The 24,969-nt window shown below is 73.4% G+C and carries 22 protein-coding genes; 10 read left to right on the top strand and 12 right to left on the bottom strand.

The annotated features are described in order from the left end of the window. Positions 1-8: 8 nt before the first annotated feature. Positions 9-1,463, bottom strand: coding sequence for an aldehyde dehydrogenase family protein (locus AC07EG_RS22315; RefSeq protein WP_478255073.1), 1,455 nt, complete (start codon positions 1,461-1,463; stop codon positions 9-11). Between the two features lie 131 nt (positions 1,464-1,594). After that, on the bottom strand, positions 1,595-2,569 hold the full coding sequence (locus AC07EG_RS22310) for a PaaX family transcriptional regulator (protein ID WP_478255072.1): 975 nt from the start codon (positions 2,567-2,569) through the stop codon (positions 1,595-1,597). Between the two features lie 157 nt (positions 2,570-2,726). Here AC07EG_RS22310 and AC07EG_RS22305 point away from each other — a divergent pair, with 157 nt between their 5' ends. Genes AC07EG_RS22305 through AC07EG_RS22265 form a run of 9 tightly spaced genes read left to right on the top strand, consistent with a single transcriptional unit; the run spans position 2,727 to position 13,160 of the window. Then, positions 2,727-3,632: a transporter substrate-binding domain-containing protein gene (locus AC07EG_RS22305; RefSeq protein ID WP_478255071.1), complete on the top strand. Its 906-nt coding sequence runs from the start codon at positions 2,727-2,729 to the stop codon at positions 3,630-3,632. Then, positions 3,629-4,498: an amino acid ABC transporter permease gene (locus tag AC07EG_RS22300; RefSeq protein WP_478255070.1), complete on the top strand. Its 870-nt coding sequence runs from the start codon at positions 3,629-3,631 to the stop codon at positions 4,496-4,498. Before AC07EG_RS22305 ends, AC07EG_RS22300 begins: the two co-directional genes overlap by 4 nt. Then, on the top strand, positions 4,495-5,271 hold the full coding sequence (locus AC07EG_RS22295) for an amino acid ABC transporter ATP-binding protein (RefSeq protein WP_478255069.1): 777 nt from the start codon (positions 4,495-4,497) through the stop codon (positions 5,269-5,271). The genes AC07EG_RS22300 and AC07EG_RS22295 overlap by 4 nt, the downstream gene beginning before the upstream one ends. Beyond that, positions 5,268-6,422 (top strand): CapA family protein, encoded by a 1,155-nt coding sequence (locus AC07EG_RS22290; protein WP_478255068.1) that lies wholly within the window; start codon positions 5,268-5,270, stop codon positions 6,420-6,422. The genes AC07EG_RS22295 and AC07EG_RS22290 overlap by 4 nt, the downstream gene beginning before the upstream one ends. Beyond that, positions 6,419-7,657 carry a CaiB/BaiF CoA transferase family protein gene (locus AC07EG_RS22285; RefSeq protein ID WP_478255067.1) on the top strand — a complete coding sequence of 413 codons (1,239 nt, stop codon included), beginning with the start codon at positions 6,419-6,421 and terminating at the stop codon, positions 7,655-7,657. Before AC07EG_RS22290 ends, AC07EG_RS22285 begins: the two co-directional genes overlap by 4 nt. Next, a complete protein-coding gene (locus tag AC07EG_RS22280) occupies positions 7,657-8,712 on the top strand; it encodes a 2-hydroxyacyl-CoA dehydratase (RefSeq protein WP_478255066.1) in 1,056 nt (351 codons plus the stop codon). The genes AC07EG_RS22285 and AC07EG_RS22280 overlap by 1 nt, the downstream gene beginning before the upstream one ends. Further along, complete coding sequence (locus tag AC07EG_RS22275) at positions 8,709-9,950, top strand: 2-hydroxyacyl-CoA dehydratase (protein WP_478255065.1); 1,242 nt, start codon at positions 8,709-8,711, stop codon at positions 9,948-9,950. Before AC07EG_RS22280 ends, AC07EG_RS22275 begins: the two co-directional genes overlap by 4 nt. Further along, a complete protein-coding gene (locus AC07EG_RS22270) occupies positions 9,943-11,433 on the top strand; it encodes an MFS transporter (protein ID WP_478255064.1) in 1,491 nt (496 codons plus the stop codon). The genes AC07EG_RS22275 and AC07EG_RS22270 overlap by 8 nt, the downstream gene beginning before the upstream one ends. An 11-nt stretch (positions 11,434-11,444) precedes the next feature. After that, positions 11,445-13,160, top strand: coding sequence for a CocE/NonD family hydrolase (locus tag AC07EG_RS22265; protein WP_478255063.1), 1,716 nt, complete (start codon positions 11,445-11,447; stop codon positions 13,158-13,160). Between the two features lie 36 nt (positions 13,161-13,196). Here the strand turns inward: AC07EG_RS22265 and AC07EG_RS22260 are convergent, their stop codons facing one another. After that, positions 13,197-13,502: a DUF1540 domain-containing protein gene (locus AC07EG_RS22260; protein WP_478255062.1), complete on the bottom strand. Its 306-nt coding sequence runs from the start codon at positions 13,500-13,502 to the stop codon at positions 13,197-13,199. Between the two features lie 256 nt (positions 13,503-13,758). On the opposite strand from AC07EG_RS22260, the gene AC07EG_RS22255 reads away from it, so the two are divergent. Further along, entirely contained in the window at positions 13,759-14,634 is an 876-nt protein-coding gene (locus tag AC07EG_RS22255) for an LLM class flavin-dependent oxidoreductase (protein ID WP_478255061.1), read from the top strand. Here the strand turns inward: AC07EG_RS22255 and sbnB are convergent. The 9 genes from sbnB to AC07EG_RS22210 form a co-directional block, all read right to left on the bottom strand. After that, on the bottom strand, positions 14,616-15,635 hold the full coding sequence (gene sbnB, locus AC07EG_RS22250) for a 2,3-diaminopropionate biosynthesis protein SbnB (protein WP_478255060.1): 1,020 nt from the start codon (positions 15,633-15,635) through the stop codon (positions 14,616-14,618). The two genes, AC07EG_RS22255 and sbnB, sit on opposite strands and share 19 nt — an antisense overlap. A 10-nt stretch (positions 15,636-15,645) precedes the next feature. Continuing rightward, on the bottom strand, positions 15,646-16,704 hold the full coding sequence (locus AC07EG_RS22245; protein ID WP_478255059.1) for a beta-ketoacyl synthase N-terminal-like domain-containing protein: 1,059 nt from the start codon (positions 16,702-16,704) through the stop codon (positions 15,646-15,648). Then, on the bottom strand, positions 16,701-17,921 hold the full coding sequence (locus AC07EG_RS22240) for a beta-ketoacyl-[acyl-carrier-protein] synthase family protein (RefSeq protein ID WP_478255058.1): 1,221 nt from the start codon (positions 17,919-17,921) through the stop codon (positions 16,701-16,703). The genes AC07EG_RS22245 and AC07EG_RS22240 overlap by 4 nt, the downstream gene beginning before the upstream one ends. A 25-nt stretch (positions 17,922-17,946) precedes the next feature. After that, positions 17,947-18,684: a 3-oxoacyl-ACP reductase FabG gene (gene fabG / locus AC07EG_RS22235; protein WP_478255057.1), complete on the bottom strand. Its 738-nt coding sequence runs from the start codon at positions 18,682-18,684 to the stop codon at positions 17,947-17,949. Then, positions 18,681-19,673 carry a beta-ketoacyl synthase N-terminal-like domain-containing protein gene (locus AC07EG_RS22230; RefSeq protein WP_478255056.1) on the bottom strand — a complete coding sequence of 331 codons (993 nt, stop codon included), beginning with the start codon at positions 19,671-19,673 and terminating at the stop codon, positions 18,681-18,683. The genes fabG and AC07EG_RS22230 overlap by 4 nt, the downstream gene beginning before the upstream one ends. Next, the gene (locus AC07EG_RS22225; RefSeq protein ID WP_478255055.1) at positions 19,670-20,893 is read right to left on the bottom strand and encodes a beta-ketoacyl-[acyl-carrier-protein] synthase family protein; all 1,224 of its coding nucleotides are present in this window, start codon (positions 20,891-20,893) and stop codon (positions 19,670-19,672) included. Before AC07EG_RS22225 ends, AC07EG_RS22230 begins: the two co-directional genes overlap by 4 nt. Continuing rightward, a complete protein-coding gene (locus tag AC07EG_RS22220; RefSeq protein ID WP_478255054.1) occupies positions 20,893-21,207 on the bottom strand; it encodes an acyl carrier protein in 315 nt (104 codons plus the stop codon). Before AC07EG_RS22220 ends, AC07EG_RS22225 begins: the two co-directional genes overlap by 1 nt. Continuing rightward, the gene (sbnA, locus tag AC07EG_RS22215) at positions 21,204-22,157 is read right to left on the bottom strand and encodes a 2,3-diaminopropionate biosynthesis protein SbnA (protein ID WP_478255053.1); all 954 of its coding nucleotides are present in this window, start codon (positions 22,155-22,157) and stop codon (positions 21,204-21,206) included. Before sbnA ends, AC07EG_RS22220 begins: the two co-directional genes overlap by 4 nt. A gap of 108 nt (positions 22,158-22,265) precedes the next feature. Further along, entirely contained in the window at positions 22,266-24,905 is a 2,640-nt protein-coding gene (locus AC07EG_RS22210) for a helix-turn-helix transcriptional regulator (RefSeq protein ID WP_478255052.1), read from the bottom strand. Between the last annotated feature and the right edge of the window lie 64 nt (positions 24,906-24,969).

Raw genomic sequence — 24,969 nt, 5'->3', positions numbered from 1 at the left:
AAAGCAGCTCAGAACGGGTAGCGCGCGGATTCGGCGCGCACGGTGACCCACTGGGTCTCGGTGAAGGCGTCGACGTTCGCCCGGGCGCCCCCGACCCGGCCGACGCCGGACGCGCCGACCCCGCCGAAGGGGGCGGCGGGATCGTCGTTCACCGTCTGGTCGTTGATGTGCACCAGGCCGGTGGGGATGCGGTCGGCCAGGGCGAGCCCGGCGGCCGGGTCGGCGGTGAGCACCCCCAGGCTCAGCCCGTACTCGGAGTCGGCGGCGAACTCCGCGGCCTCGTCGAGCGTGTCGAACGGGCGCACGCAGGCGACCGGGCCGAACACCTCCTCGGTGTAGGCCGGGATCGACGGGCCGCAGTCGGCGAGCACGGTCGGGCGGAAGAACGGCCCGTCCGCGCTGCCGCCCTGCACCAGCCGCGCCCCGGCGGCCACGCTGCGGTCGACCAGGTCGCGCACGTGCGCCAGCTGGCCGTCGTCGATGATCGGGCCGAGCACCACGTCCTCGGTGAACGGGTCGCCGACCGGCAGCTGTTCGGCCTTCTTGCCGAGCAGTTCGACGTAGCGGTCGTAGCGCGAGCGGTGCACCAGGTGCCTGCCCACGGCCATGCAGATCTGGCCCTGGTGCAGGAAACTGCCGAACGCACCGCAGGACGCGGCGGCCTCCAGATCGGCGTCCTCGAGCACCACCAGCGCGCTGTTGCCGCCGAGTTCCAGGTGCGCCCGCTTCAGCAGTTCCCCGGCGCGGGCGCCGATGGCGCGCCCGGCCCGGGTGGAGCCGGTGAAGGAGACCACCGGCACCCGCGGGTGCTCGACCAGCGCGGCCCCCGCCTCGGCCCCGCCGGGCAGGACCTGGAGCACCCCGGCGGGCAGCCCGGCCTCCTCGAAGAGCCGGGCGATGACCACCCCGCCGCACACCGCGGTGCGGGGATCGGGCTTGACGATCACCGCGTTGCCGAGCGCGAGCGCCGGCGCGACCGAACGCATGGACAGCAGCAGCGGGAAGTTGAACGGCGAGATCACCGCGACCACCCCGGCCGGCACGCGGCGTTCGAAGCTCATCCGGCCCGCCGCGGGCAGCAGTTCGCCGTACGGCGCCGAGGGCAGCGCGGCGGCCTGCACGCACTCCCCCGCCGAACCCTCGATCTCGATGCCCGCCTTGAGCCGGGCCGAACCCGACTCGCGGACCAGCCAGTCGCCGACGGTTCCGGTGTGCTCGGCCAGCAGGCCGGCGGCCCGCAGCAGCACCGCCGAACGCTCGGCGTGCGGGCGCGCGGCCCATTCGCGCTGCGCCGGGATCGCGCGCTCCACGGCAGCCGCGACGTCGGCCGCACCGGCCAGCCCCACCTCGCCGAGGCTCGCCCCGGTGGCGGGTTCGCGCACGGCACGGGTGCCGTCGCCGCCGTCCACCCAGGTACCGGTGAAAACCTTGCCGGTCCACCGCGCGGGATCGAGGAAATCCATCCGGAGCCTCCTTGCTCGGACTCGTTCATCAGGTTTCCTGATGAACCTGCGCACAGCCTGCGGGCCAGCCCACGCGGAAAGCAAGAGACGGTGACCTGGGTCACTGAAAAATACGCAGGCTTCCTGATGGATCAGTCGTTGCGGAGATCGTCCAGGCGCCGGGCACGCACGGCTTGTTCGAACGGGGTGTCCCCGCGTTCCTCGTGACCACCGGGTTCGGCGTACAGCTCGGCGATGCGGGCGCTGTCGTGGTGCGAGGCCAGTTCGGCCAGTTCCGGGTCGGATTCGGCGAGCACCTGCCGGAAGCGTTGTTCGGCGAGCGGGCCGAGGCGGTCGTAGATCTCCAGGAACAGCCGCTGCGCCCGGGCCCGGCACCAGCCGGGTGGCAGCATCACCGCGGGCAGGTCCGGATCGCGCTCGGGGAAGCCGCGCCAGTCCACCCGCAACTCGGTGCGCGTGCGCAACGCCTCGGCCGGGCCGACCCGGCCTGCCGCCAGGTGCGCGAGCAGCGGTTCGTAGCGTTCGACGAACTCGCGGTACTGCTTGGCGAGCGGTTCGAGGTCGAAGGCCCCGGCGGGCCCGCCCGCGGCCGGTCCACCCGGGACTTCGGCGGCCCGCAGCACACTGCCGCGCTCGACGCCCAGTTCGGCGAGCAGCGACACCGCCGGTCCGGCCAGATCACGCGGACAGACCCACAGGCCGTCGTACAGCGCGGCGAAGCCGAGCACGCGCAACCGCGACCGCAACGCGGTGCGCACCTCGCGTTCCTGCTCCGGCACGGAGAACGCGACCACGGTCCACTGCCCGTCCCAGTCCGGCGCGGTGGCACCGAAGGTGAGCATCCGGTGCGTGCGGGCGACGATCACCCCGCTGGTGCGCGGCGGGATCCCGTAGGCGGTGGTGCGCCCGCGGCGGGAAGTGGTCAGCAGGCCCTTGGCCGCCAGCCGCCGCATCGCCGCCCTGGCGTTGTCCGTGCCGATGCCGAACTCCGCGAGCAACCGCACCAGCGCGGCCGACGGGATGTGCTCGTCGCGCCAGTACCAGTAGTCGCCGAGCAACGAGGTCAGCAGCAGCTGCGGTTCGGCCCGCGGCGCGGTGTCCGGCATCCGCGCTCCCTTCATCGTCCGCCGGAGCCTACGGGCCACCGGGGTCTTGCAATTGGCTACATCTCATGCGACGCTCGTCGCCATCCTAGTCGGCTATCTGCTCCGACTCCTTCGTACACCACGCCTGGCCAGGCCCAATGCAGGGAGAACCACCGCCATGCGACCAGTCACCTCCGCGCGCAGAGGCGCCGCCACCGCCGCGGTCCTGCTCGCCCTCACCGGGTGCGGCGCCCAACTCGGCGAGGGCACCGCCGATCCGGCACCGGCCGGATCGAACACCGCGCTGCACGACGCGCTGCCCGAGGCCGTCCGGCAAGCCGGGGTCATCCGCTTCGCCGGCGACTCGCACCCGCCGTACCGCACGGTCGGCGCGGACGGCACCGTCACCGGCATCGACAAGGACTTCCAGGACGCGCTGGGCCAGCTGCTCGGCGTGCGCACCGAGACCATCGTGGTGGACAGCCTGCCCGCGGCGCTGCAGGGCATGTTGTCCAACCGGTACGACGCGTTCAACGGCCCGGTGAAGGTGACCGCCGAACGCGAGAAGCAGTTCGACACCATCACCTGGATGACCACGCGCACCTCCTACGTGGTGCCGACCGGCGCCCCGGTACCCATCCCGGCCACGGACGCGTTGTGCGGCAAGCGGGTCGCCGTGGTCACCGCGAGCGTGGTCGAGGAGCAGCTGCGGCAGTTGTCGGCCTACTGCGAACGCACCGGCCGCGGCCCGGTGCAGTCGATCGGGCTCGCCGACACCAACGCGACGCTGCTCGCCGCGCAGTCGGGCCGGGCCGAGGCCGCCGGCATGACGCAGGCCGCGGCGATCGACGTGACCACCCAGCAGCAGGGCGCCTACACCTACGTCACCCAGACCGAGGAACAGGGCGCCACCTCGGACAAGCTGGCCCTCTACACACCCAAGGCCGGGCAGCTGGGCCCGGTGCTGCACCGGGCCTTCGGTGAGCTGTTCGCCAGCGGCCGGTACCAGGAGATCATGCAGAGGTGGGGGCTCGGCGACGTCACCGTGCCGCAGCCCGAGTTCAACGCCGGGACCCCGGCATGACCGTGACCACCGAACCGGGGACCACCGCGCCCGCCCACGACGTGGCCACCGCCCGGCGGCGGTTCCGGCCGTGGCGGTGGGTGGCCGCCGCCGTGCTCGCGGTGCTGGCCGCGCAACTGCTGGTCTTCCTCGTCGGCAACGAGCGGTTCCAGTGGGACGTGGTCGCGGCGCACCTGTTCGCGCCGTCCGTCCTTTCCGGACTCGGCACCACCGTGCTGCTGGCCGTGCTGGCGATGGTGCTCGGCTCGGTGGTCGGCGGGCTGCTCGCCGCCGCGCAGCTGTCCGGCTTCGCCCCGGCGCGCTGGGCGGCCACGCTCTACGTCGGGGTGTTCCGCGGCATCCCGCCGCTGGTGCAGCTGATCTTCTGGTTCAACCTGGCCTACCTGCTGCCGAAGCTCTCGCTGAGCGTGCCGTTCGGCGGCCCGGCGCTGCTCACCTGGAACGCCAACGACCTGATCACCCCGCTCACCGCGGGCATCATCGGCCTCTCGCTGGTCGAATCGGCTTACCTGGCCGAAATCATCCGCGCCGGGGTGCTCGGCGTGGACCGGGGGCAGCGCGAAGCGGCGTCGGCGATGGGCTTCACCCCGGCGCAGACCTTCTTCCGGATCGTGCTGCCGCAGGCGATGCGGGTGATCATCCCGCCCAGCGGCAGCCAGTTCATCAGCGTGCTCAAGGGCACCGCGCTGGTTTCGGTGATCGCGATGAACGACCTGCTGCACGCGGTCCAGGTGATCTACAACCAGAGCTACGAGATCGTGCCGATGCTGATCGTGGCCTGCGTCTGGTACCTGGTCGTGGTCACGCTGCTGACCGTGGTGCAGCGGCGGCTCGAACGGCGCTTCGCCAGGGGAGGTGCCTCATGAGCAAGCCGGTGCTGCGGATGAGCGGCGTGCGCAAGTCGTTCGGCGCGCACGCCGCGCTCGACGGCGTCGACCTCGAGGTCAGCGAGGGCGAGGTGGTGGTGGTCATCGGGCCGTCCGGCTCGGGGAAGTCCACTTTGGTCCGCTGCGTGCACCAGCTGGAGTCGATCGACGCCGGAGCGATGTACCTCGACGGTGAGCTGATCGGCTACGAGGAGCACCGCGGGCGGCTGCGGCCGCTGAGCCCGCGTGGCGCGGCCGCGCAACGCAGGCGGGTCGGCATGGTGTTCCAGCAGTTCAACCTCTTCCCGCACTTCACCGCCCTGCGCAACGTCACCGAAGCGCCGGTGCGGGTGCACGGCCGCGGGCGCGCGGAAACCGAACGGGACGCGATCGCGTTGCTGGAGCGCGTCGGCCTCGGCGAGCGGCTGCACCACTACCCGCGCCAGCTCTCCGGCGGGCAGCAGCAGCGGGTGGCGATCGCCAGGGCGCTGGCGGTCCGCCCGCGGATCATGCTGTTCGACGAGCCCACCAGCGCGCTGGACCCGGAACTGGTCGACGAGGTGCTCGGCGTGCTGCGCGGGCTCGCCGCCGACGGGCTGACGATGGTCGTGGTCACCCACGAAATGGCGTTCGCCCGCGAGGTCGCCGACCGCTGCGTGTTCATGGAATCCGGCCGGATCGTCGAAACCGGTACCCCCGCCGAGTTGTTCGGCACCCCGCGCAGCCCGCGCCTGCGCGCCTTCCTGTCCCGTCACACCGAGGAAGTCTCTTGATCACCATCGCCGCCGTCGGGGACCTCATCCTCGACGAACCGGACCCGGAAAGCTTCTTCGCGCCGTCGGCCCCGCTGTTCCGGCAGGCCGACGTCGCGATCGGGCACGTCGAGGTCCCGCATTCGACCACCACCACGCAGATCAGCACCGACGTGCCCGCCCCGCCGGCCGATCCGGCCGCGCTCGGCGCGCTCACCGGCGCCGGGTTCGACGTGGTCACCTTGGCGGGCAACCACATCTTCGACGCCGGCGAGGTGGGGGTCACCGACACCGTGGCACACGCCCGCGCGGCCGGACTGCTCACCGCCGGGGCCGGGGCGAACCTGGGCGAAGCCCGCACGCCCGCCGTGGTCGAGCGCGACGGGCTGCGGATCGGCGTGCTGTCCTACAACTGCGTCGGCCCGCGGGAATCCTGGGCCACGTCGAAGAAGGCGGGTTGCGCGTACGTCCACGTGCTCACCCACTACGAACTCGACCACGCCAGCCCCGGCGGGCCACCGCGCATCTACACCTTCGCCGACCCGGACGGCCTGGAAGCGATGGCCGCCGACATCACCGCGTTGCGGGCCGAGGCCGACGTGGTGCTGGTGGCCCTGCACAAGGGCGTCGGGCACACCCCCGCGGCGGTGGCGATGTACGAGAGCCCGGTGGCCCGCGCGGCGGTCGACGCCGGGGCGGACGCGGTGTTCGGCCACCACGCGCACATCCTGCGCGGCATCGAGGTGCACCGCGGCAAGCCGATCTTCCACGGCCTCGGCAACTTCGTCACGGTCACCCGCGCGCTCACGCCGACCGGCGGGGACAACGCCGAACGGGCGGCGTGGGCGGAAAAGCGCAAGGCGCTCTACGGTTTCGCACCCGACCCGGCGATGCCGTACTACCCGTTCCACCCGGAGAGCCGGCACACCGTGGTGGCCGTCTGCCGCTTCGACCACGACGGGCTGGCCGAAGCCGGGCTGGTGCCCTGCCACATCGACGACCGCGGCCGCCCGGTGCCGCTCGCACCGGATTCCGAGGCGGGCGAAGCCGTGCTCGCCTACGTCCGCGACATCACCGCCCGCGCCCGGCTCGGCGCCGACCTGCTCCGGCGCGGTGGCGAAGTGCTGATCGCCGGGGCCGGCCACCGAAACGCCCAGGAGGACCACGCATGACCGACCAGCCGCTCGCCGGCCGCACGGTGATCGACCTGACCACCGCGCTCGCCGGGCCGTACGCCACCCTGCTGCTGGCCGGGCTCGGCGCCACGGTGATCAAGGTGGAGAACCCCGCGACCGGCGGGGACACCGCCCGCAGCAACGCGCCCTACCTCGGCCGCGACGGGCTGGCGCTGGGCCGCAGGCACGACGACGACATGTCGGTGTCGATGCTGGTGCGCGGCCGGGGCAAGCTCAGCGTGACGCTGAACCTCAAGGACCCGCGGGCGAAGGCGGTGTTCACCGACCTGGTGCGCGACGCCGACGTGCTGGTGGAGAACTACTCCCCCGGCGTCACCGGCAGGCTCGGCATCGACTACGCCGCCGTGCGGGAAATCAACCCGCGGCTGGTCTACACCTCGATCAGCGGGTTCGGCACGCAGGGCGGGCCGGGTTCGGGCAAGGCGATGGACTCGATCATCCAGGCGCTGTCCGGGGTGATGATGACCGCGGGCGAGCCGGACGGCGACCCGGTGCGCTTCGGCCTGCCGATCGGGGACCTGCTGGCGCCGCTGTTCGCCGTCATCGGCACGGTTTCGGCGCTGCTGCAGGCGGAAACCACCGGCGTGGGCCAGCACGTGGACGTGTCCATGCTCGGCGCGCTCACCTCGCTGGTGGCCTGCGAGCCGTTCGACGCCTTCGACGCGGTCGGGCTGCCGCAGCGCACCGGTTCGCTGGTGCCGCGGCTGGCGCCGTTCGGCGTCCTGCCCACCGCGGACGGGCACATCGCGCTCTGCGCGCCCACCGACGCGTTCGCCCGCGGCGTGCTGCGGGCGATGGGCCGCGAGGACCTCGTGGACGACGAGCGCTACCGCACCCGGGACGAACGCGTCCGCCGCGCGGACGAACTGCACGCGCTGATCGGCCAGTGGTGCCGCGCGCTGCCGTCGGCGGAGGTGGTGGACCGCCTGGCCGAGCACGGGGTGCCCGCCGCCGAGGTCCGCGAGCCGCGCGAAGCCGTGCGGGATCCGCTGGTGCGCGAACGGCGAGAGGTCGTGCCGCTCACCCATCCCCGGCACGGCGCGGTCGCCGACCTGTCCGCCACCGGGCTGCCGATCGTGTTCTCCGGCGCCTCGGTCGGCCTGGACTCCCCCGCGCCCGCGCTGGGCGAGCACAACGAGCACGTCTACCGCGAGCTGCTCGGGTACAGCGAAGACGAGCTGGCCGCGCTCGCCGCCGAAGCGGTCATCTGATGCTGCCGGAACGCACCGCCGCCGTCGCGCACCGGCGCTCGGCCGGGCTCCCGGTGGCCGGGTACGTCGGCGCCGACGTGCCGGTCGAGCTGCTCACCGCCGCCGGGCTGCTGCCGCTGCGGCTGACCGGGTCACCGGACGAGGACGCGAGCGCGGGCCGGGAGCGGCTCGGCGGCGGGCTCGACCCGGTGGCCTGCTCGGTGCTCACCCGGCTGCTCGAAGGCGCCTACGGGCACCTCGACGTGCTGGTGCTCTCCCGCGACTGCGAGGCGTCGCTGCGGTTGTTCTACGTGCTGCGGGAGATCCGGCGGGTCGAGCCGTCGATCGCGCTGCCGCCGCTGCACCTGGTCGACGTGCTGCACCTGCCGCACCACACCACCACCCGGTACGTGCTGGCCAAGGTGCGCCAGTTCCGGTCGTGGCTCGAAGCGGTGGCGGGACGCCGGATCGGCGACGACGACCTCGCGGCCGCGATCACCGCCCACGACCGGGTCCGGGGCCTGCTGCGCGAACTCGGCCCCCACCGGCGGGACCGGCGGCTGACCGGCACCGAAGCCCTGGGCGTGGTGTCGGCGGTGACCGCGATGCCGGTCGACGAAGCGGAGAAGTCGTTGCTGGAGTTGCTTTCCACGCTGCCCGGCCGCGAGCCGCGGCCCGGCCGCCCGGTCTACCTGACCGGCAGCAGCCACGACCACCCGGGGGTCTACACCGCGCTGGAGGAGGCGGGCCTGCTGGTCGTCGGCGAGGACCACGACTGGGGCGATCTGCTCGCGGTGGCCGACGTCGGCGCCCCCACCGAACCGGCGCTGGCCGAGCGGTACCAGTTCGCCGGTCCCGCCGCGCCCCGGGCGTCCATCGCCTGCCGCGCCGCGCACACCGCCGCCGCCGTGCGCGAACGCGGTGCCGAAGCCCTGCTGTCCTACGTCCGCCGCCACGACGACGCCCCGCCGTGGGACTTCCCGGCCCAGCGCGAAGCCGCCGGGGTGCCCGCGGTGCTCGCCGACCGCCAGGAGTACGGCCGGATCGACCTCGGCCTGATCGGCGCGCTGCGATGAGCGCCCGCCTGGCCAGCGCCACGGCGGCGACCGCCTACCAGCGGCGGTGGTTCGCCGGGCTCCGCGAAGAGGTCGCCGCGGGAACGCCGATGGCGCTGGTGAACGCGGACGCCCCGCAGGAGATCTTCCGCGCGATGGGCATCCCGTACGTGGTGAACCAGTGGTGGGCCTCCATCGTCGCGGCCAAGCAGCAGACCCAGGAACAGCTGGCACGGCTGCGTGAACGCGGGTACCCCGACTACACCGAGCAGTACAGCTCGACCTCGCTCGGCAGCGCGTTCGCGCCCGGCTCCGGGCCGTGGGGCGGTTTGCCGAAGCCGTCGATCGTGCTCGCGGAGACCACCGGCGACGCCTCCCGCAAGATCTTCGACGTCTGGGGCGAGCAGCCCGGCGTGACCTTCTACCCGCTGGAGAGCGCCGCCGCCGACACCGTGCCCCCGCGCTGGTGGGAGCTGATGCCGCACCGGTGGGAGGAGGCGGTCGGCACCGACCGGCTCGACCTGATGACCGGTGAGCTGCACGGCCTGATCCGGTTCCTGGAGACCACCACCGGACGGCGGTTCTCCGAGCAGCGGTTCACCGAGGTGATGGCGCTGGTCAACGAGCAGGAGGAGTGGAACCGGCGCACCCGCGACCTGATCGCCGCCGCCCGGCCGTGCCCGGTGGCGGTCACCGACAGCATTCCGGCGGTGATGGTGCCGCAGTGGCACCGCGGCACGGAATGGGCTCGTGACGCGGCCAAGGCGCTGCACGATGAGGTGGCCGCGCGGATCGCCGACGGCGTCGCCGTGTGCGAGCGGGAGCGGGCCCGGCTGATGTGGGTCGGCCGCGGGCTCTGGTTCGACCTCGACTTCTACCGGCGCTTCCAGGACCGCTACGGCGCGGTTTTCGTCTGGTCGATGTACCTCGCGATCGCCGCCGACGGTTACCTCCGGTACGGCGGTGACCCGGTCCGCGCGCTCGCCGCCCGCTTCGCCGCGTTCTCCGACCAGCTCTACACCCCGCCGTGGTCGGCGGAGTGGTACGTGCACCAGGCCCGCACGCACGGCGTCGACGGCGTGGTGCACCTGGTCTCCGACGACGCCCGCGGCAGCTGGGCCACCACCCGCGCCCTGCGGGCCGCGGGGGTGCCGGTGCTCGAACTGCACGCCGACAACGTCGACGCCCGCCGGTCCGATCCGGCGTTCCTGGACCGGGCGGTGGGCGACTGGCTCGCCACCGGGGTCCTCGGTGGTTAGGGCCGCCCCCGTGCTGGCCGGGGCGCTGGTGGCGTTGTTCGCCGGTTCGCTGACCAACACCATCATCGGCATCGCGCTGCCGACCATCGCCGGTGAACTCGGCGGGCAGGACCTCGTCGCCTGGGTGGCCGCCGCGGCGCTGCTGACGATGACCGCGGCCACGCCGGTCTGGGGCAAGCTGGCCGACCGGCGCGGACCGCGGCCGATGCTGCTCGCGGCCACCACGCTGTTCGTCGCGGCGTCGCTGGTGGCCGGGCTGGCGTCGTCGATGGGCTGGCTGATCGCCGGCCGGGCACTGCAGGGCGCGGCCAGTGGCGGCATCCTCGCCTGCGCCAACGCCCTGGTCGCGGTGCTGGTCCCGGCTCGCGAACGCGGTCGCTACACCGGGTGGTTCGGCCTGTCCTTCGGCACCGCGTCGGTGACCGGCCCGCTGCTCGGCGGCCTGCTGGTCACCCCGGGCGGTCCGGGCTGGCGCTGGTGCTTCCTCGGCGTGGTCCCGCTGACCGCGGTGGCCGCCCTGCTCATCCGGCTCGCGCCCGACCGGCGGCCACCACGCCCGGCGGCCCCGCTGGACCACCTCGGCGCGGCGCTGCTGGCCCTGGCCGCGAGCGGGCTGGTGGTGCTGCTCTCGGCCGGCGGGGTGGCCTGGCCGTGGCACTCGCCCGCCACCTTCGGCCTCGGCGCGGCCGTGCTGCTGGTCGCGGTGCTGGCGGTCCGGCGTGAACTGCGGGCCACCGACCCGATCCTGCCGCCGCGGTTGTTCCGCAGCCGGAACTTCACCGTCTCCTGCGCTGCCGGGCTGCTGGCCGGCACGGTGGTCTTCGGCGGGCTCATCTACCTGCCGCAGTTCCTCCAGGTGGTGCACGGGCACGGTCCGATGGCCGCCGGGCTGCTGATGCTGCCGCAGGTCGGCACCATGATCGTCACCTCGGCGGTGGCCGGGAGGCTGGTCACCAGGACCGGGCGGTGGAAGCGGTTCCCGGCCATCGGGTGCGCGCTGCTGGTGGCCGGGCCCGCCGTGCTGGCCCCGCTGAACGCGGACTGGCAGGTCGCCGTCGGCATGGCACTGCTCGGTGCGGGCGCCGGGCTGGTCCAGCAGGTGCTCGTGCTCGCCGCCCAGGACGCGGTCGATCCGCGTGACGTCGGCGTGGCGAGTTCGTCGGCCACCTTCGCCCGCACCCTCGGCGGCGCGGTGGGGGTGGCCGCCTTCGGCGCGCTGATCGCCGCGCGCCTGCGTGCCGAGCTGCCCGCCGCCCTCGGCGCGGCCGGGCTGCCGGCCACCGACGAAGCCGTCCGGCGCCTGCTCGGCACCCCGGCCCAGGTCGCCGCGCTCCCGCCGCACCTGGCCGACGCCGTCCGCGCGGCCTACACCCACGGGCTCCAGCTGGTTTTCCTCGTCACCCTCCCGGTCGCCGGGCTGGCTCTGCTGGCGGTCCTGTCCGCCCGCGAAACCCCACTCGGCGAAGCCGTTCCCGCGCACTGAAAGGACCGCCCATGTCCCGGCGTTCACGCCTGTTCCTCGCCGTCGCGCTCGCGCTCGTGGCCGCCGGTGCCGCCGCTTTCCTGCTCGTCCCGGACCGGTCCGCGCCCGCGGCCGGTTCCTTCGGCTCGTACCGGCCGGAACCGGCGTTCACCGAGCGCGTCAGCGAATCGTTCTACCTGCCGATGCGTGACGGCACCCGGCTGGCCGTCCGCGTCGACCGGCCGTCCGCGCCCGGCCGGTTCCCCGTGCTGTGGCAGCACAGCCTGTCGATCGACCGCAAGCCCGAGGACGGCGCCGGGCCGAAGACGGCGGGCTTGCAGGCGATGCCGGAGCTCACCGCGCACGGGTACGTGGTGGCGCAGGTGGCGCGGCGCGGCAACGGCCAGTCGTTCGGCGTCCGGCGCGGGTACAACGACCGGATCGAAGCGATGGACGCCTACGAGGTCACCGAATGGCTGGCCGCGCAGCCGTGGTCGACCGGGAACGTCGGCGTGTACGGCTGCTCCAACACCGGCGACGCCGCCATGCACGCGCTGTCCGTGCGGCCGCCGCACCTCAGGGCCGTGCTCGCCGGGTGCTTCTCGTGGGACAAGTACGACGCCTGGCGGGTCGGTGGCATCTCCGCGCAGTGGGGTTCCGGCCCGGCGCGCACGGTCGAACAGGACCTGCAGAACCAGCCGGTGGACGGGGACCCGGACAAGGTGCTGCTCGCCGAGGCCGCGCGGGAGCACCAGCAGTCCACGGTGCTGGCCGAGCTGTGGCGCGGCATGCCGTTCCGCGACAGCCTTTCCCCACTGGTGCAGTCCCGCTTCTGGAGCGAAGGCAGCGCGGGCAGCTACGCCGGGGCGATCCGCGACTCCGGCGTGCCGGTGTACGTCATCGGCGGCTGGCGGGACGAACTGCGTGGCCAGGGCGTCGCGGCCCTGCTCAACGTGCCGGGCTCACGGCTGCTCATCGGGCCGTGGAAGCACTGCGAGAACGCCGGTTTCGCGTTGCTCGAGGAAGCACACCGGTTCTTCGACCAGCACCTCAAGGGCATCGACACCGGGATCGGCGCCGAACCGCCGATCCACTACGCCACCCCGGCCGGTGATCGCGCCGACGCCACCGGGCTGACCTGGAAGTCCGCCACCACCTGGCCCTCCGGTGGCACGCCGACCCCGCTGGGCGGGGACGGGGTGCTCGGCTCCACCGTGCCCGGCGTGCGCGGGTTCACGGTCGGCACCGGGGTGCGCTGCCCGTCGGACCCGGGCAGCGGCGCGACCATCCAGCCGTGCCACATCCCCGGCAGCGGGACCGGCTGGGCCGGTCCGGTGCTGGAGCGGGACACCGAACTCACCGGCACCCCGGTGGCTGAGCTGTCGATGCGGGTGGACCGAGCCGACGCGCACGTGTTCGCCTACCTCGAAGACGTCGCGCCGGACGGCACCACCACGGTGATCACCGAAGGGCGGCAGCAGGTCTCGCTGCGTGCGGAGCACCCGGCGCCCTACACCCTGCCCGAAGGCGTGCCGTGGCACCGCTCCTGGGCCCAGGACGCCGCGCCGGTGGCGCCGGGTGAGACCACACGCCTGCGGTTCGCCCTGCTGCCGACGTCCTATTCGGTCCCGGCCGGGCACCGCGTGCAGTTGACGGTCACCGGTTACGACCCGCGTGAGACGGGGGTGCTGCCGGACGCCGAAGGTTCCCGCATCGAAATCGACGGCGGCACGCTCACGCTGCCCTAGGCAACTCCTTCGATCCGTTCGGCCACCCGGCTGGGTTCAGCGGGGGGTGTAGGTCAGGCAGTTGGCGGCGTGGTCGTCCGAGCCGCCGGGGCCGACGCGCACGCCCGAGGCGGTGCATTCGAGGCTGGCGTTGTGCACGCAGTCGGTCCGCGAGCAGGCGCCGACCTGGGCGACCACCTTGTCCAGGCCGCCGCGGGTGTTGAGGGCGACGAAGGTGTCGCAGTCCGCGGCGCCGTTGCTGCCGCCGACGGTGATGGCGTACGCGTGGCAGCCGTCGTGGTTGTAGGAACACCCGGTGACCGTGCACTCGTTGACCGCGGGCATTTCGGTGGCGGAGGTCATCTGCTACACCTCGCAAAGGTTGGTGGTGGGAATGCGTCAGTAACAAAACCGTCTCACCGGGAAACCGCGTTCGCAACCGGGCTGGCAATGAGGCAAGCCTTACCTGCGCGCCTTTTTCCCGGCACATCCGCGCAGGTCAGCCGCCCAGCGCGGACAACTCCACCCCAATGAGTGACTTTCTCCGGGAAACGCCGGAAAGCCATTCCGCCGGAAAATCGGTTGCCCCTCGCCACGGCCGTGCCGGACGATGCGCGGCGTGCGCTACTCGATCAACATCCCGAACTTCGGCGACTTCGCCGACGCCAGGACGGTCGCGGAGGTGGCCAGGGCCGCCGAAGACGCGGGCTGGGACGCCTTGTTCGTCTGGGACCACGTGGTGCTCGACAAGCACAAGTACCGCGGGCAGCCCTTCGGCGACCCGTGGATGCTGCTCACCGCCGCCGCGCTGGCGACCACCCGCCTGCGCCTGGGCACCCTGGTCACCCCGGTCGCCCGCCGGCGGCCCGAGCAGCTCGCCCGCCAGGTCGCCACGCTCGACGCGCTCAGCGGCGGCCGGGTGGTCTTCGGCGCCGGTCTCGGCGGCCCGATCGAGGACGAGTTCGGCAGCTTCGGCGACACCACCGACGCCGTGGTGCTCGCCCAGCGCCTGGACGAGGGCCTCGGCCTGCTGGAGCGGTACTGGTCGGGCGAGCAGGTCGACCACCAGGGCACCCACTACCGGGTGACCGAGGTCGAACTGCTGCCCGCCACCGTGCAGCGGCCCCGCCCGCCGGTCTGGATCGCCGGGTTCTGGCCGCACCGCAGGCCGATGCGCCGGGCGGCGCGCTGGGACGGTGTGGTGCCGCTGTTCAAGAGCGCCACCCACGGTCACCCGCCGCCCGTGGACGAGGTGCGGGCCCTGGTCGAGTTCGTCCGCGAGCACCGCACCGCGCCCGGTCCGTTCGAGGTGGTGCTCGGCGGGGTCAGCCCGGGTGACCCCGCCGAGGCGCGGGAGCTGATCGCCCCGCTGGCCGAGGCCGGGGCGACCTGGTGGGACGAGCGCAAGGTCCAGGGCAGCGACGAACTGCACCGCCTCGGGCCGGTGCTGCGTCGCGTGGTGCAGGGGCCGCCGGACTACCGGGCCGATTCGTAGCGCTTCAGCTCGGCGAAGAAGTCCGGGATCCCGGTCAGCGCACCGGTGGCCGCCACCGTGTCGTAGACGTACTTGCCGACCGCGAGGTCGAGCACCCCGAGGCCGAACGGCGAGAACACCACCGGCCGGTCCGCCGGCACCCGCACCGCCCCGGTCAGCACGTCGTTCAGCGTGCCGTCGAGGAAGTCGCGGTTGCCGGTGGCCTGCTCGGCCAGGTGCGGCGAGGTGTCGGCCTTGAGGCAGTGCTCCACGTCGTCGACGATGTTCACCGAGTTCAGGATGATCTCCGGCGACAGGTCCCGCAGCGAAACGTGCAGCACCAGCGGGTTGTGCGCGAACCACGCCGGGTCGTGCACGTGCGGGGTGCCCGCGACGGTGGCGAACACGACCAGGTCGGAGTTCCGGATCAGCGACTCCGCGTCCTCGTGCACCCGCGCGGCCCCGTCCACCCCGGCGACAAAACCGGCGGCGTGCTCGGCGGACAGGTCGAACACCCCCGTCTGCTCGAACGTCCAGCCCAGCGCCGCCAGGTAGGTGTGCAGGTACCGGGCGATCAGGCCGACGCCGATGAACCCGACCCGCCGCGGGCGGCCGCGGTCCCGGCTGAGCCGGTCGGCGGCCAGCGCCGCCGACGCCGCCGTGCGGGTCGCGCTGATCACCGAGCTTTCCAGGCAGGCGAACGGATAACCGGTGTCGTGGTCGTTCAGGATGAGCACCGCCGAAGCCCTCGGCAGGCCGTTCTCCACGTTGCCGGGGAAGCTGGAGATCCACTTCACGCCGTCCACCCGCACGTCGTCGCCGATCGACGCGGGCAGCGCGATGATCCGCGAGGACGGCCGGTCGGGAAAGCGCAGGAAGTAGGACGGCGGGTTCACCGTGTGCCCGGCCGCGTGCGTCCGGTAGGCCGCCTCGACCAGGTCGATCACGTGCTTTTCCTGACCGTGCAGTGCCTCCAGCACCTGGGCACCGGAGATCACCGCGAAGGACGGGACAGTGGGCACTTCTGGCTCCTCAGTTCTCGGGCAGGACACGGAATACACCGCAGCCGACCTGGCCGTCGGGATCGACCGCGGTCACCACGGCCAGTTCGCCCGCGCCTGCGGTCAGCGCGGTGGCGAGGCCGAACGCACCCGCCGCGCCGGAGGTGTCGCCGATCAGCTCGGCCGGGCAGCGCAGCCGGGCGTGCCCGCCCAGCGCCTTGGCCACCGCCGCGTGCTCGTCGTCACCGTCCACTCCGGACACCACGGCGGTGGTGACCGCACCGGCGTCCACCCCGGCACCGGCCAGCGCCCGCTCGATCCGCGTGGTCAGGGCCGCCGGCACGGCCTCGGGCTCCGGCGCGGTGCCGAACTCCAGTGCCCGCACCTCGGCGATCGGCGTGCGGTGGTGCTCGGCGGCGGATTCGGCGGTCTCGGTGAGGAACACGCAGCAGCCCTCCCCGAGCGGCCGGGCCGCCTGCTCACCGAGCCCGTGCCAGGTGATCCACGACCGGCGCGGGTTGAAGTCCTCCACCGCACCGGCCACCACCACCGGCGCCCGGCCCGCGCGGTGCAGGCGCCGGGCGTAGTTCAGCACCGACAGCCCGGTCACCCGGCCCGAGGTGACCGTCGAGTTCGGCCCCTGGAAACCGAAGCGGATGGCGCACTGCGCGGCCGGGTGGTTCATCACGCTGCCCGGGTACTGCTTGGCGTTGATGTGGTACGGCAGCGCCTCGGTCAGCGAGTCGTACATGATGTCCATCGCGCGGTCGGTGGTGGTCAGGTCACCGCCGAGCACCAGCGCGCGCTCCCCCGGCAGGTACGCGGAGAAGTCGTGCTCGCGCAGCAGCAGCGCCAGCGCGCCGACGGCGAAGCCGCCGGGGCGGCCGAGGCTGCGCTGCGCCCGGCTGTTGATCTGGCAGGCTTCACCGAGCAGTTCGGCCAGCGCGTCGTCGTCGACCAGGCCCGCCAGCTCGTACGGCAGCTCTTCGTCCACGGCGGACAGGGCGGGGCGGTCCGCCCGGATGCCGTCGCCGAAGGCACCGGTGCCGATGCCGTACGGTGAGAGCACCGACATGGCCGAGATGATCACGACGCGATCCTTTCCGCTTCCCGGTCGAACCGCTTCAGCACCACGGCCGCGTTGACGCCGCCGAAGCCGAGCGAGTTGACCAGGGCGATCCGCGGTTCGGCCCGGCGCGCCCGGTTGGGCACGCAGTCGACCGGGCACTCCGGATCGGGGGTGGTGTGGTTGATGGTCGGCGGCAGGAAGCCGTGGCCGAGGCCGAGGATGGCGGCGATGCTGGAGTGCGCGCCCGCCGCGCCCATGGTGTGCCCGATCATCGACTTGATGCCGGAGACCGGCGGCAGCGGCACGTCGCCGAAGACCTCGGCGAGCGCGGCGGCCTCCATCGGGTCGTTGGCCTTGGTGCCGGTGCCGTGCGCGACCACCAGATCGACCTCCGCCGGGGTGACCCCGGCGTTGCGCAGGGCGCCGCGCAGGCACTCGGCCACGGTCTCCTGCACCGGCCGGGTGGGGTGCGCGGCGTCGCAGTTGAGGTGGTAGTCCAGCACTTCGGCGTGGATGACCGCGTCACGGGCCAGCGCCGAGTCCAGCGGTTCGAGCAGCAGCATGGCCGCGCCCTCGCCGAACACCACCCCGCCGCGGTTCAGGTCGAACGGCTGGCACACCTCGTGCGCCAGCGCGCCCAGCCGGTAGAAGCTGGCGAAGGTCTTGCGGCACGGCGAATCCGCCCCGCCGACCAGGGCGTAGCCCACCTCGCCGGACCGGACGGCGTCCAGCCCGTACCCGATCGCGTAGTTGCCTGCCGCGCAGACGTCGGGCAGCGTCACCAGCTCGACGTCCTCCAGGCCGAGGTCGTCGGCCACCGACACCGGCATCCGGCCGAGCCTGGCCCGCCGGGCCACCACCGGGTCCAGGTCGGCCAGGCCCTTGTCCACCTCGGTGGTGGTCAGCTCGTCGACGTCGCGGGATTCGCCCTCGGTGGTGCCGATCGCGACCAGGCCGCGGTCCGCCCGCAGCCGGGCGGGCGCCATCCCGGCGTCCTCCACCGCCATCAGCGCGGCGGCCGAGGTCATCTGCGTCGCCCGGCCGTAGTGCGGTCGTTCCTCGTCGACGGGGAAGTCGGGCACCTCGCAGATCGCCCCGTGGTCGAATCCGGTCACGTCGAAGGCGGTGACCGGACCGGCGCTGCCGCGCCCGGCCAGCAAGCCCTCGAGGTACCCCGTTCTGCCGTTGCCGATGCCGGAGATCACCCCGATCCCGGTCACCACCACCCGGTTGCCCATGCCTCTCTCCTTCCGGTGCGCGCGCTCAGCCGCCGTAGCCGCCGTGGATTTCCAGCACCGAGCCGGTGATGTACCCGGCCCGCTCGGAACTGAGGAAGCCGACCAGGTCGGCGACCTCTTCGGGGCTGCCGGGGCGGCGCAGCGCGATCGAGTCGATCAGGTTGTTGCGGGCCTTCTCCGGCATGGCGTCGGCCATGTCGGTGTCGATCAGGCCGGGTGCCACCACGTTCACCCGGACGCCGAACCGGCCCGCCTCCCTGGCCAGCGACTTGGAGAAGCCGATGATCCCGGCCTTCGAGGCGGCGTAGTTGGTCTGCCCGGCGTTGCCGTAGACCCCGGTCACCGAGGACAGCGTGGTGATCGAGCCCTCGCGGCGCTTCATCATCGGGTAGACCACCGCGCGGCAGACGTTGAACACCCCGTCCAGGTTGGTGCGCAGCACGCTGGTCCACTTCTCGTCCGGCATGGTGGCCAGCGGGGTGTCGGCGGTGATCCCGGCGGCGGTGACCGCGGTGGTGACCGGGCCGAGTTCGCGTTCGGTGCGGGAAACCCAGTCCTTGACCGCGGCGGCGTCGGTGACGTCGGCGCGCATCGCCAGCACCCGGGTGCCCTCCTCACCCAGTTCCTTCTCCAGTTCCGTGGCCGCGCGCTCGTCGGCGCGGTAGCAGAAACTCACGTCGTAGCCGTCCTGGGCGAGCTGCCGCACGCACGCCCGGCCGATCCCCCTGGCTCCGCCACTGACCAGGGCCACCCCTGAACTCATCGATTTCCCTTCACTCGCAACAGGATTCCCGCGGCGCTGCCGGCCGGATCACCGGACGGCACGAGCACGAGCCGGTCCGCCGGACCGGGTTGGCAGAGCGCGGTGGCCACGGCGAAGGCCGCCGAGGCCGCGCCGGTGTCGCCGAACCAGCCGCCGGGTGCGCGGCCGAGCACCTCGCCGCCGAACAACTCGGCCGCCACCGCGCGTTCGGGTGCCGAACCGGTGGCCGGGACGACCGCCCAGACCTCCTCCGGCGCCGCTCCCGCCTGCGCCAGCAGGGCGGCGGTGGTGGCGCGCAGGGCTTCGGTCACCGCCTGCTCGCCTTCGCCGAGCACCACCCGGCTGTGCAGCGCGGCGATCTCGGCCAGCCCGGTGGCCGGTGCGGGCTCGACGCTGAACACCACGCCGCCTTCGCCGAGCGCTCCCCCGCTGTGCAGCCAGGCGCGCTCGGCCGAGCACTCCTCGACCGCACCGGCCAGCACCCGGTCGGCCCGCCCGGCGGCGAGCAGCCGGTTGGCGTAGGCCAGCGCGAACAACCCGGCACCGGGGCCACCGGCGATCGTGGTGTTCGGGCCGGTCAGCCCGTACCGGATGGCGCACTGGGCGGCGGCGTAGTTCATCACCGCCGCGGGCAGCACCTTGGTGTCCACGTGGATGGGCTTCTCACCGAGCAGCGAGTCCCTGGTGATGCTCATCGTGCTGCGCATGCTGCCCGCGGTGGTGCCGAGCACCAGGCCGACGCGGCCGCTGGGTTCGGCCTCGGGCTCGGCCAGCCTGCCCACGGTGGCCAGCGCGAACACGGTGGCGCGATCGGTCGACCGGCCCACCCGGCCGCTGACCAGCGTCTTCGGGTCGTAGTCCGGGACCAGGAAGGCGGGTCCGCCCTCGATCGGCCGACCGGTGCGGACGCCCTCGGCGAAGTCGCCGGTCGCGGCGCCGAACGGGGACACCGCCGACCAGCCGGTGATCACCGGGTTTCCCGCCGTCACAACGCGCTCCTCTCGTACTTGCCGAGCAGCAGCACGGCGTTGTTGCCGCCGAAGGCCAGCCCGTTGTTCTGCACCACCCGCAGTTCGGCCGCCACCGCCCGGTTCGGCACGCAGTCCACCCCGCACGCCGGATCGGTCTCGCGGTGGTTGATCGTCGGCGGCACGAAACCGTGCTCCAGCGCCACCGCGCAGGCGATCGTGCCCAGCGCGGCCGAGGCGCCCATCGCGTGGCCGAGCATCGATTTGAGCGAGATGGTGCGGGGCGGCCGTTCGCCGTAGACGTCGCGGATCGCGTCGCACTCGGTGATGTCGTTGAGCTTGGTGCCGGTGCCGTGCGCGGAGATCAGGTCGACCTCCTCCGGTTTGACCTCGGCGTCGTCCAGCGCCAGCCGCATGCACCGCGCGACGCTGGACCGGGTGGGCGCCACCGGGTGCCTGCCGTCGCAGTTGAGTCCGTACCCCAGTACTTCGGCGTGGATCGGGGCCCCGCGGGCCAGTGCCGAATCCAGCGTCTCCAGCAGCACGATGCCCGCGCCCTCGCCGTTGAGGATGCCCACGCGCCCGGAGTCGAACGGGCGGCAGGCGTCCGGGGCGACCAGGCCGAGCCGGTGGAAGCTGGCGAAGTTGCGGCGGCTGACCACGTCCGCGCCACCGGCGAGCGCGTAGTCGGCCGTGCCGGAGCGGACCGCGTCGAAGGCGTCGCCGATCGCGTAGTTGCCCGCCGAGCACGCCGTGCCGATGGTGTAGGCGTCCACATCGGACAGTTCGAACTCGGCGGCGATGTCGAGCGCCAGCCGCTGCGCGGACAGCCGCCCGGCGAGCACCGGGTCCGCCTGCCCGCCGCCGACCAGCGCGGCCACCAGGCTGTCGATGTCCTGCGACTGGCCGTCCGTGGTGCCCACCACGATCGTGCCGCGCCGGGGCCGGAGCGCTTCGGCGCCGATCCCGGCGTCGGCCAGTGCCATCGCCGTCGCGGCCACGGAGAACTCGCTGGTCCGGCTCAGCCCGCCGGGCGGGCCGGACAGCCAGTCCCCCGGCTCGAACCCGGTCACCTCGCAGAGCAGTTCCGACGGGAAACCCGTGGTGTCGAAGGCGGTCGCCGGACCGGCGCCGGACCGGCCCGCCCGCAGGCCCGCGGTGAACTCGGGCAGCCCGATGCCGATGCTGGACACGGCGCCCATGCCGGTGATCACCACCCGGCGGGCCGGCGCGGCGGTCATCAGGACCTGCTCACCGCGCCGGTCACCGGCTCCGCGGCGGCCGGGACGCCGGTGCCGGAAGCCCAGCCCAGCTCTTCGGCGACGAACTCGTAGACCGCGGCCAGGCTCATCAGCCGCGACAGGTCCACCTGGTCGATCTCCACGCCGAAGCGCTTCTCCAGCGCGGCGAGCAGGTCGATGGCGCTCAGCGAGTCGATGCCGAGGTCCTCGTCGAACAGGGTGTGCTCGGTTAGTTCCTCCGGCTCGATCTCGAACGCCTCGCAGGCCAGTTCCTTGATCACGGCCTTGCGCTCGGCGATCTCCACGTCGTTCACAGTGGCGCCCCTTCCCTCTCGTAGTTGCTTGCCAGCCACCCGTCGTCGTAGATCGAGTCGAGGTAGCGCTCACCCAGGTCCGGCGCGATCAGCACACCGGTGCCCGACATCCGGTTCCGCGACAGCCAGTCCAGCGCCCCGGCCAGCACGGTGCCGGTCGAGCCGCCGAAGAGGAAACCGTGGCCGGCCAGCTTGCGGCACATCGCGATCGAGTCCGGTTCGCTGACGTGGACCACGTCGTCCACGAAGGACCGGTCGAAGATGGCGGGCGGGGTGCTGGTGCCGAGGCCGGGGATCAGCCGCCGCGCGGGCGGCAGGCCGAAGGTGACCGAGCCCGCCGCGTCGATCGCGACCACCTTGACCGGCAGCCGTTCGTCGCGGATGTACCGCGCGCAGCCCATCAGCGTGCCGGTGGTGCCCGCGCCGACGAAGAGCACTTCGACGTCCGGGAACTGCTTCAGGATCTCCGGGCCGGTGGTGCGGTAGTGCGCGCCCCAGTTGTCCGGGTTGGCGTACTGGTTGAGCCAGACGTACCGGTCGTCGCGGGCGCAGAGCTCACGCACGTGGTCCAGCCGCGCGGTCAGGAAACCGCCGTCGGCACCCGGTTCGGTGACCAGGTGCACCACCGCGCCGTAGCTTTCCATCAACCGCACCGCGGCCGGGTTGCAGCGGATGTCGGTGACGCATTCGAACCGGCGGCCCCGGGCGGCGAGAATCATGCTCAGCGCCACGCCGAGATTTCCGGAAGACGATTCCACCAATACCGATTCCGGGCCGAGCGCACCCGAGCGCTCGGCGGCGGAAACCATTTCCGCGGCGGCCTTGAGCTTGATCGAACCGGCGAAGTTGAACCCCTCGCACTTGAGGTAGAGCGGCTGCCCGAGCATACCGAGCAGATCGACGTAGAGATCGCCGACGTTGAACTGGTGCGGTTCGGTGATCAACGGCATACCGGCCGCCTTCGCCGAATTCCGGAACGCTGGAACATAGGACAATCATCTCCCTGTGGACTGGTGGGGACAATCCGCGAAAATCTGATAAAGCACGCGGATCGCGCATCACGCGACCTGGTATCGCAAGCCGGTCAGCTCGACCCGGGAATTCACGTCCAATTTCCGGAAAATGCGCCCGAGGTGCGCGTGGACGGTGTGCGGTGAGACGAACATGCGGGCGGCGACCTGCCGGTTGGTCAGCCCCTGCGCGACCAGCTCGGCCACGTCGCGTTCGGTGTCGGTCAGGCTGGCCCAGCCGGAGACCGGGCGCTCGGCGTAGGTCCAGTGCCGCCGCCGCACCCCGGCCGCGCGCAACCGGCTGCGCACCCGTGCCGCGTCGCGCAGCGCGCCGGTCGACTGGTAGCCCTCCAGCGCGGTGTCCAGTTCGGACACCACGGCGGCGGACGGCTTGCCTTCGCGGGCCAGCACCCCGGCGAGGTCCTCCGCCGCCGACGCCACGGCCCAGCGGTGCGCGTGCGCGGCCACCGCCTCCCGCAGCCTGCCGGGGTCGCGCAGGCTCACCCCGGCGGCGTGCGCGGCCGCGGCGGACAACACGGGGAACTCCGGGTTGCGGGCGGCGAGTTCGGCGGCACCGGAGGCCGCGAGCCCGGCCAGCGTGGGATCGCCGGCGGCGACGGCGGTGCGTGCCAGCCACCCCGCCGCCACCGGGTGCAGCAGCAGGGGCGGGCCGGGCCGGGTCCGCCCGTACCGCGTGAGCACCTCGGCGGGTTCCAGCCGGGCCGACGCGAGTTGCAGGTCGAGCCAGGTCCGGGTGGCGGGGTCGTGGCCGGGCAGGCCGCGGTACCGCTCGATGTGCTGTTCGGCGTCGCCGAGTTCCCCGCGGCGCAGGGCGACTTCGCCGAGCACGGCGTGCGCACCGGGCAGGAACCGGGCCACCCCGGCTCCGGTCTCGATCGCGGCCTCGGCTTCGGCCGCCGCGTCACCGAGCCGCCCGGCCCAGAGCGCGAGGCGGGCGCGGGTCACCCGCACCGCCACCCCGAACGGCACGTGCGCGGCCTGCTCGACGCGGGCTTCGATGTCGGCGAGCACCGCTTCGGCCTGCTCGGCCTCGCCCAGCTGCGCCAGGCGTTCGGCCAGCACCAGCGCGGGGTGCGGCAGCGGCACCACGGCCAGTTCCGGCACCGGGCAGGCCGCCGCGGCCCGGGCCAGCCGCAGGCTTTCCGCGACTTCCCCGGCGCCCCAAGCCTTTTCGGCCAGCAGCAGCCGGGCAACGGCACCGGCGGCGTCGTCCTGCCCGGCCAGGTCTTCGGCCAGGGTCACGCCCGAGTCGGTCCCGGCCAACGCGGCCAGCCGGACGGCCTGGCTCTCCGGATCGCCGCCCGGCTCCAGTTCCGCCGCGGCTTCGGTGCCGCGGCCGGTGAGCACGCGCAGGGACGCCGCGATCGTCCGCAGTCGCGTCCCGTCCCCCGCGGTCACCAGGTCGGCCGCGTCGGCGAGGGCGCCCGAGCGCACCAGCGCGTCCGCGCGCGTGGCGGTCAGGCCGGGTACTTCGGCGTCATCGGCCGAAGCCAGCGCCAGCGCCTTCGCCGCGATGGTGGCCGCCGTGGCCGGTTCGGTGTCGACCACGCGCGCCGCGGCGGTCGCCAGCGCCTGGACCGCTTGGGTGTCCCCGGGCAGCGCGCCGCTGAGCAGGTGGTCCACCGCCGCCCCGCGGGCACCGGTGCCGCGGCCGAGCAGCAGCAGCCCCGCCTGCCGGTGCAGCGCGGTGCGCACGGACGCGGGGATCACCTCGCTGATCGCCCGCCGGAGCAGGCCGCAGTGGAACGACAGTTCGCCGTCACCGGAGCCGGTCAGCACACCCGAGTCGACCACCTCGCGCACCGCGCGGGCGATGTCGGCGGCCGTGCGGCCCAGCAGTTCGGCCACGTCGGCGGCGTGGAAGGTGTGGCCGAGCACGGCGGCGACCTCGAGCACGCCGACGGTGTCCGCGCTGAACGCGCTCAGCCGCTCGTGCACCGCGCCGGTCAGCCGGGCGGGCAACCGGCCGGTGCACAGCTCGCCGTCGCGGACGGCGTTCTCCTCCCGCAGCCCTTCGGCCAGTGCCACCAGCAACGCCGGATTGCCGCCCGCGCCGGCGATCAACGCGGCCAGCTCCTCGCCCGGCGGGGTGCCGAGCACGTCGGCGACCAGTCCGGTCGCCGCGGCCTCCGGCAGCGGGGCCAGCCGCAGGCGCTGGGCCCCGGCGCCGGCGAGGCGGTCGAACAGGCGCGCGGCGGCCGCGCCGGTGCGGCCCTGCTCGGTGCCGTCCCGCCGCGCCAGCACCCAGGTGACCGGCGCACCACGCAGGTGCGCGGCGAAGGACTGCAAGGCGGCCAGGGTCATCGGATCGGCCCACTGCACGTCGTCGAGCGCGATCAGCTGCGGGGCCCGGCGGGCGCGGTCCTCGATCTCGCCCAGCAGCCGGGCGGACAGGCGCATCGGGGTGTCGTCGGGGCGCGCCAGCGCCCACACCGTCGCGCCGAGCGCGTCGGCCAGCGGCGCCAGCGGCGTCCACTGCGTCAGTTCGTCGGCACGGGCCGAACAGGCCGCCACCCCGCACCCCGCCGCCGCGGCCACGGTCTCGGCCAGCAGGCGGCTGCGGCCGGCCCCCGGCTCGCCCTCCACCAGCACCACCCCGCCCGCGCCCCGGCCGAGCGCGGCCAGCGCGCCGGTCAGCACCGACCACTCGCGGTCACGGTCGGTCAAGGCAGTCACCAGATCTCCAGCCATCCTCGTCACCCATTTCGAGTAGCACCGCCCGAAAGGTAAG

The sequence above is a fragment of the Amycolatopsis sp. NPDC045836 genome (assembly GCF_056431745.1).
This window is presented reverse-complemented; position numbering and strand designations above follow the sequence as displayed.

Coding starts and splice junctions, on each gene's coding strand:
- AC07EG_RS22280 (WP_478255066.1), top strand. CDS start 7,657: ATGCTGCCGGAACGCACCGCCGCCGTCGCGCACCGGCGCTCGGCCGGG.
- AC07EG_RS22260 (WP_478255062.1), bottom strand. CDS start 13,502: ATGACCTCCGCCACCGAAATGCCCGCGGTCAACGAGTGCACGGTCACC.
- AC07EG_RS22295 (WP_478255069.1), top strand. CDS start 4,495: ATGAGCAAGCCGGTGCTGCGGATGAGCGGCGTGCGCAAGTCGTTCGGC.
- AC07EG_RS22305 (WP_478255071.1), top strand. CDS start 2,727: ATGCGACCAGTCACCTCCGCGCGCAGAGGCGCCGCCACCGCCGCGGTC.
- AC07EG_RS22300 (WP_478255070.1), top strand. CDS start 3,629: ATGACCGTGACCACCGAACCGGGGACCACCGCGCCCGCCCACGACGTG.
- AC07EG_RS22265 (WP_478255063.1), top strand. CDS start 11,445: ATGTCCCGGCGTTCACGCCTGTTCCTCGCCGTCGCGCTCGCGCTCGTG.
- AC07EG_RS22240 (WP_478255058.1), bottom strand. CDS start 17,921: ATGGGCAACCGGGTGGTGGTGACCGGGATCGGGGTGATCTCCGGCATC.
- AC07EG_RS22310 (WP_478255072.1), bottom strand. CDS start 2,569: ATGCCGGACACCGCGCCGCGGGCCGAACCGCAGCTGCTGCTGACCTCG.
- fabG (WP_478255057.1), bottom strand. CDS start 18,684: ATGAGTTCAGGGGTGGCCCTGGTCAGTGGCGGAGCCAGGGGGATCGGC.
- AC07EG_RS22315 (WP_478255073.1), bottom strand. CDS start 1,463: ATGGATTTCCTCGATCCCGCGCGGTGGACCGGCAAGGTTTTCACCGGT.
- AC07EG_RS22275 (WP_478255065.1), top strand. CDS start 8,709: ATGAGCGCCCGCCTGGCCAGCGCCACGGCGGCGACCGCCTACCAGCGG.
- AC07EG_RS22225 (WP_478255055.1), bottom strand. CDS start 20,893: ATGACCGCCGCGCCGGCCCGCCGGGTGGTGATCACCGGCATGGGCGCC.
- AC07EG_RS22285 (WP_478255067.1), top strand. CDS start 6,419: ATGACCGACCAGCCGCTCGCCGGCCGCACGGTGATCGACCTGACCACC.
- sbnA (WP_478255053.1), bottom strand. CDS start 22,157: ATGCCGTTGATCACCGAACCGCACCAGTTCAACGTCGGCGATCTCTAC.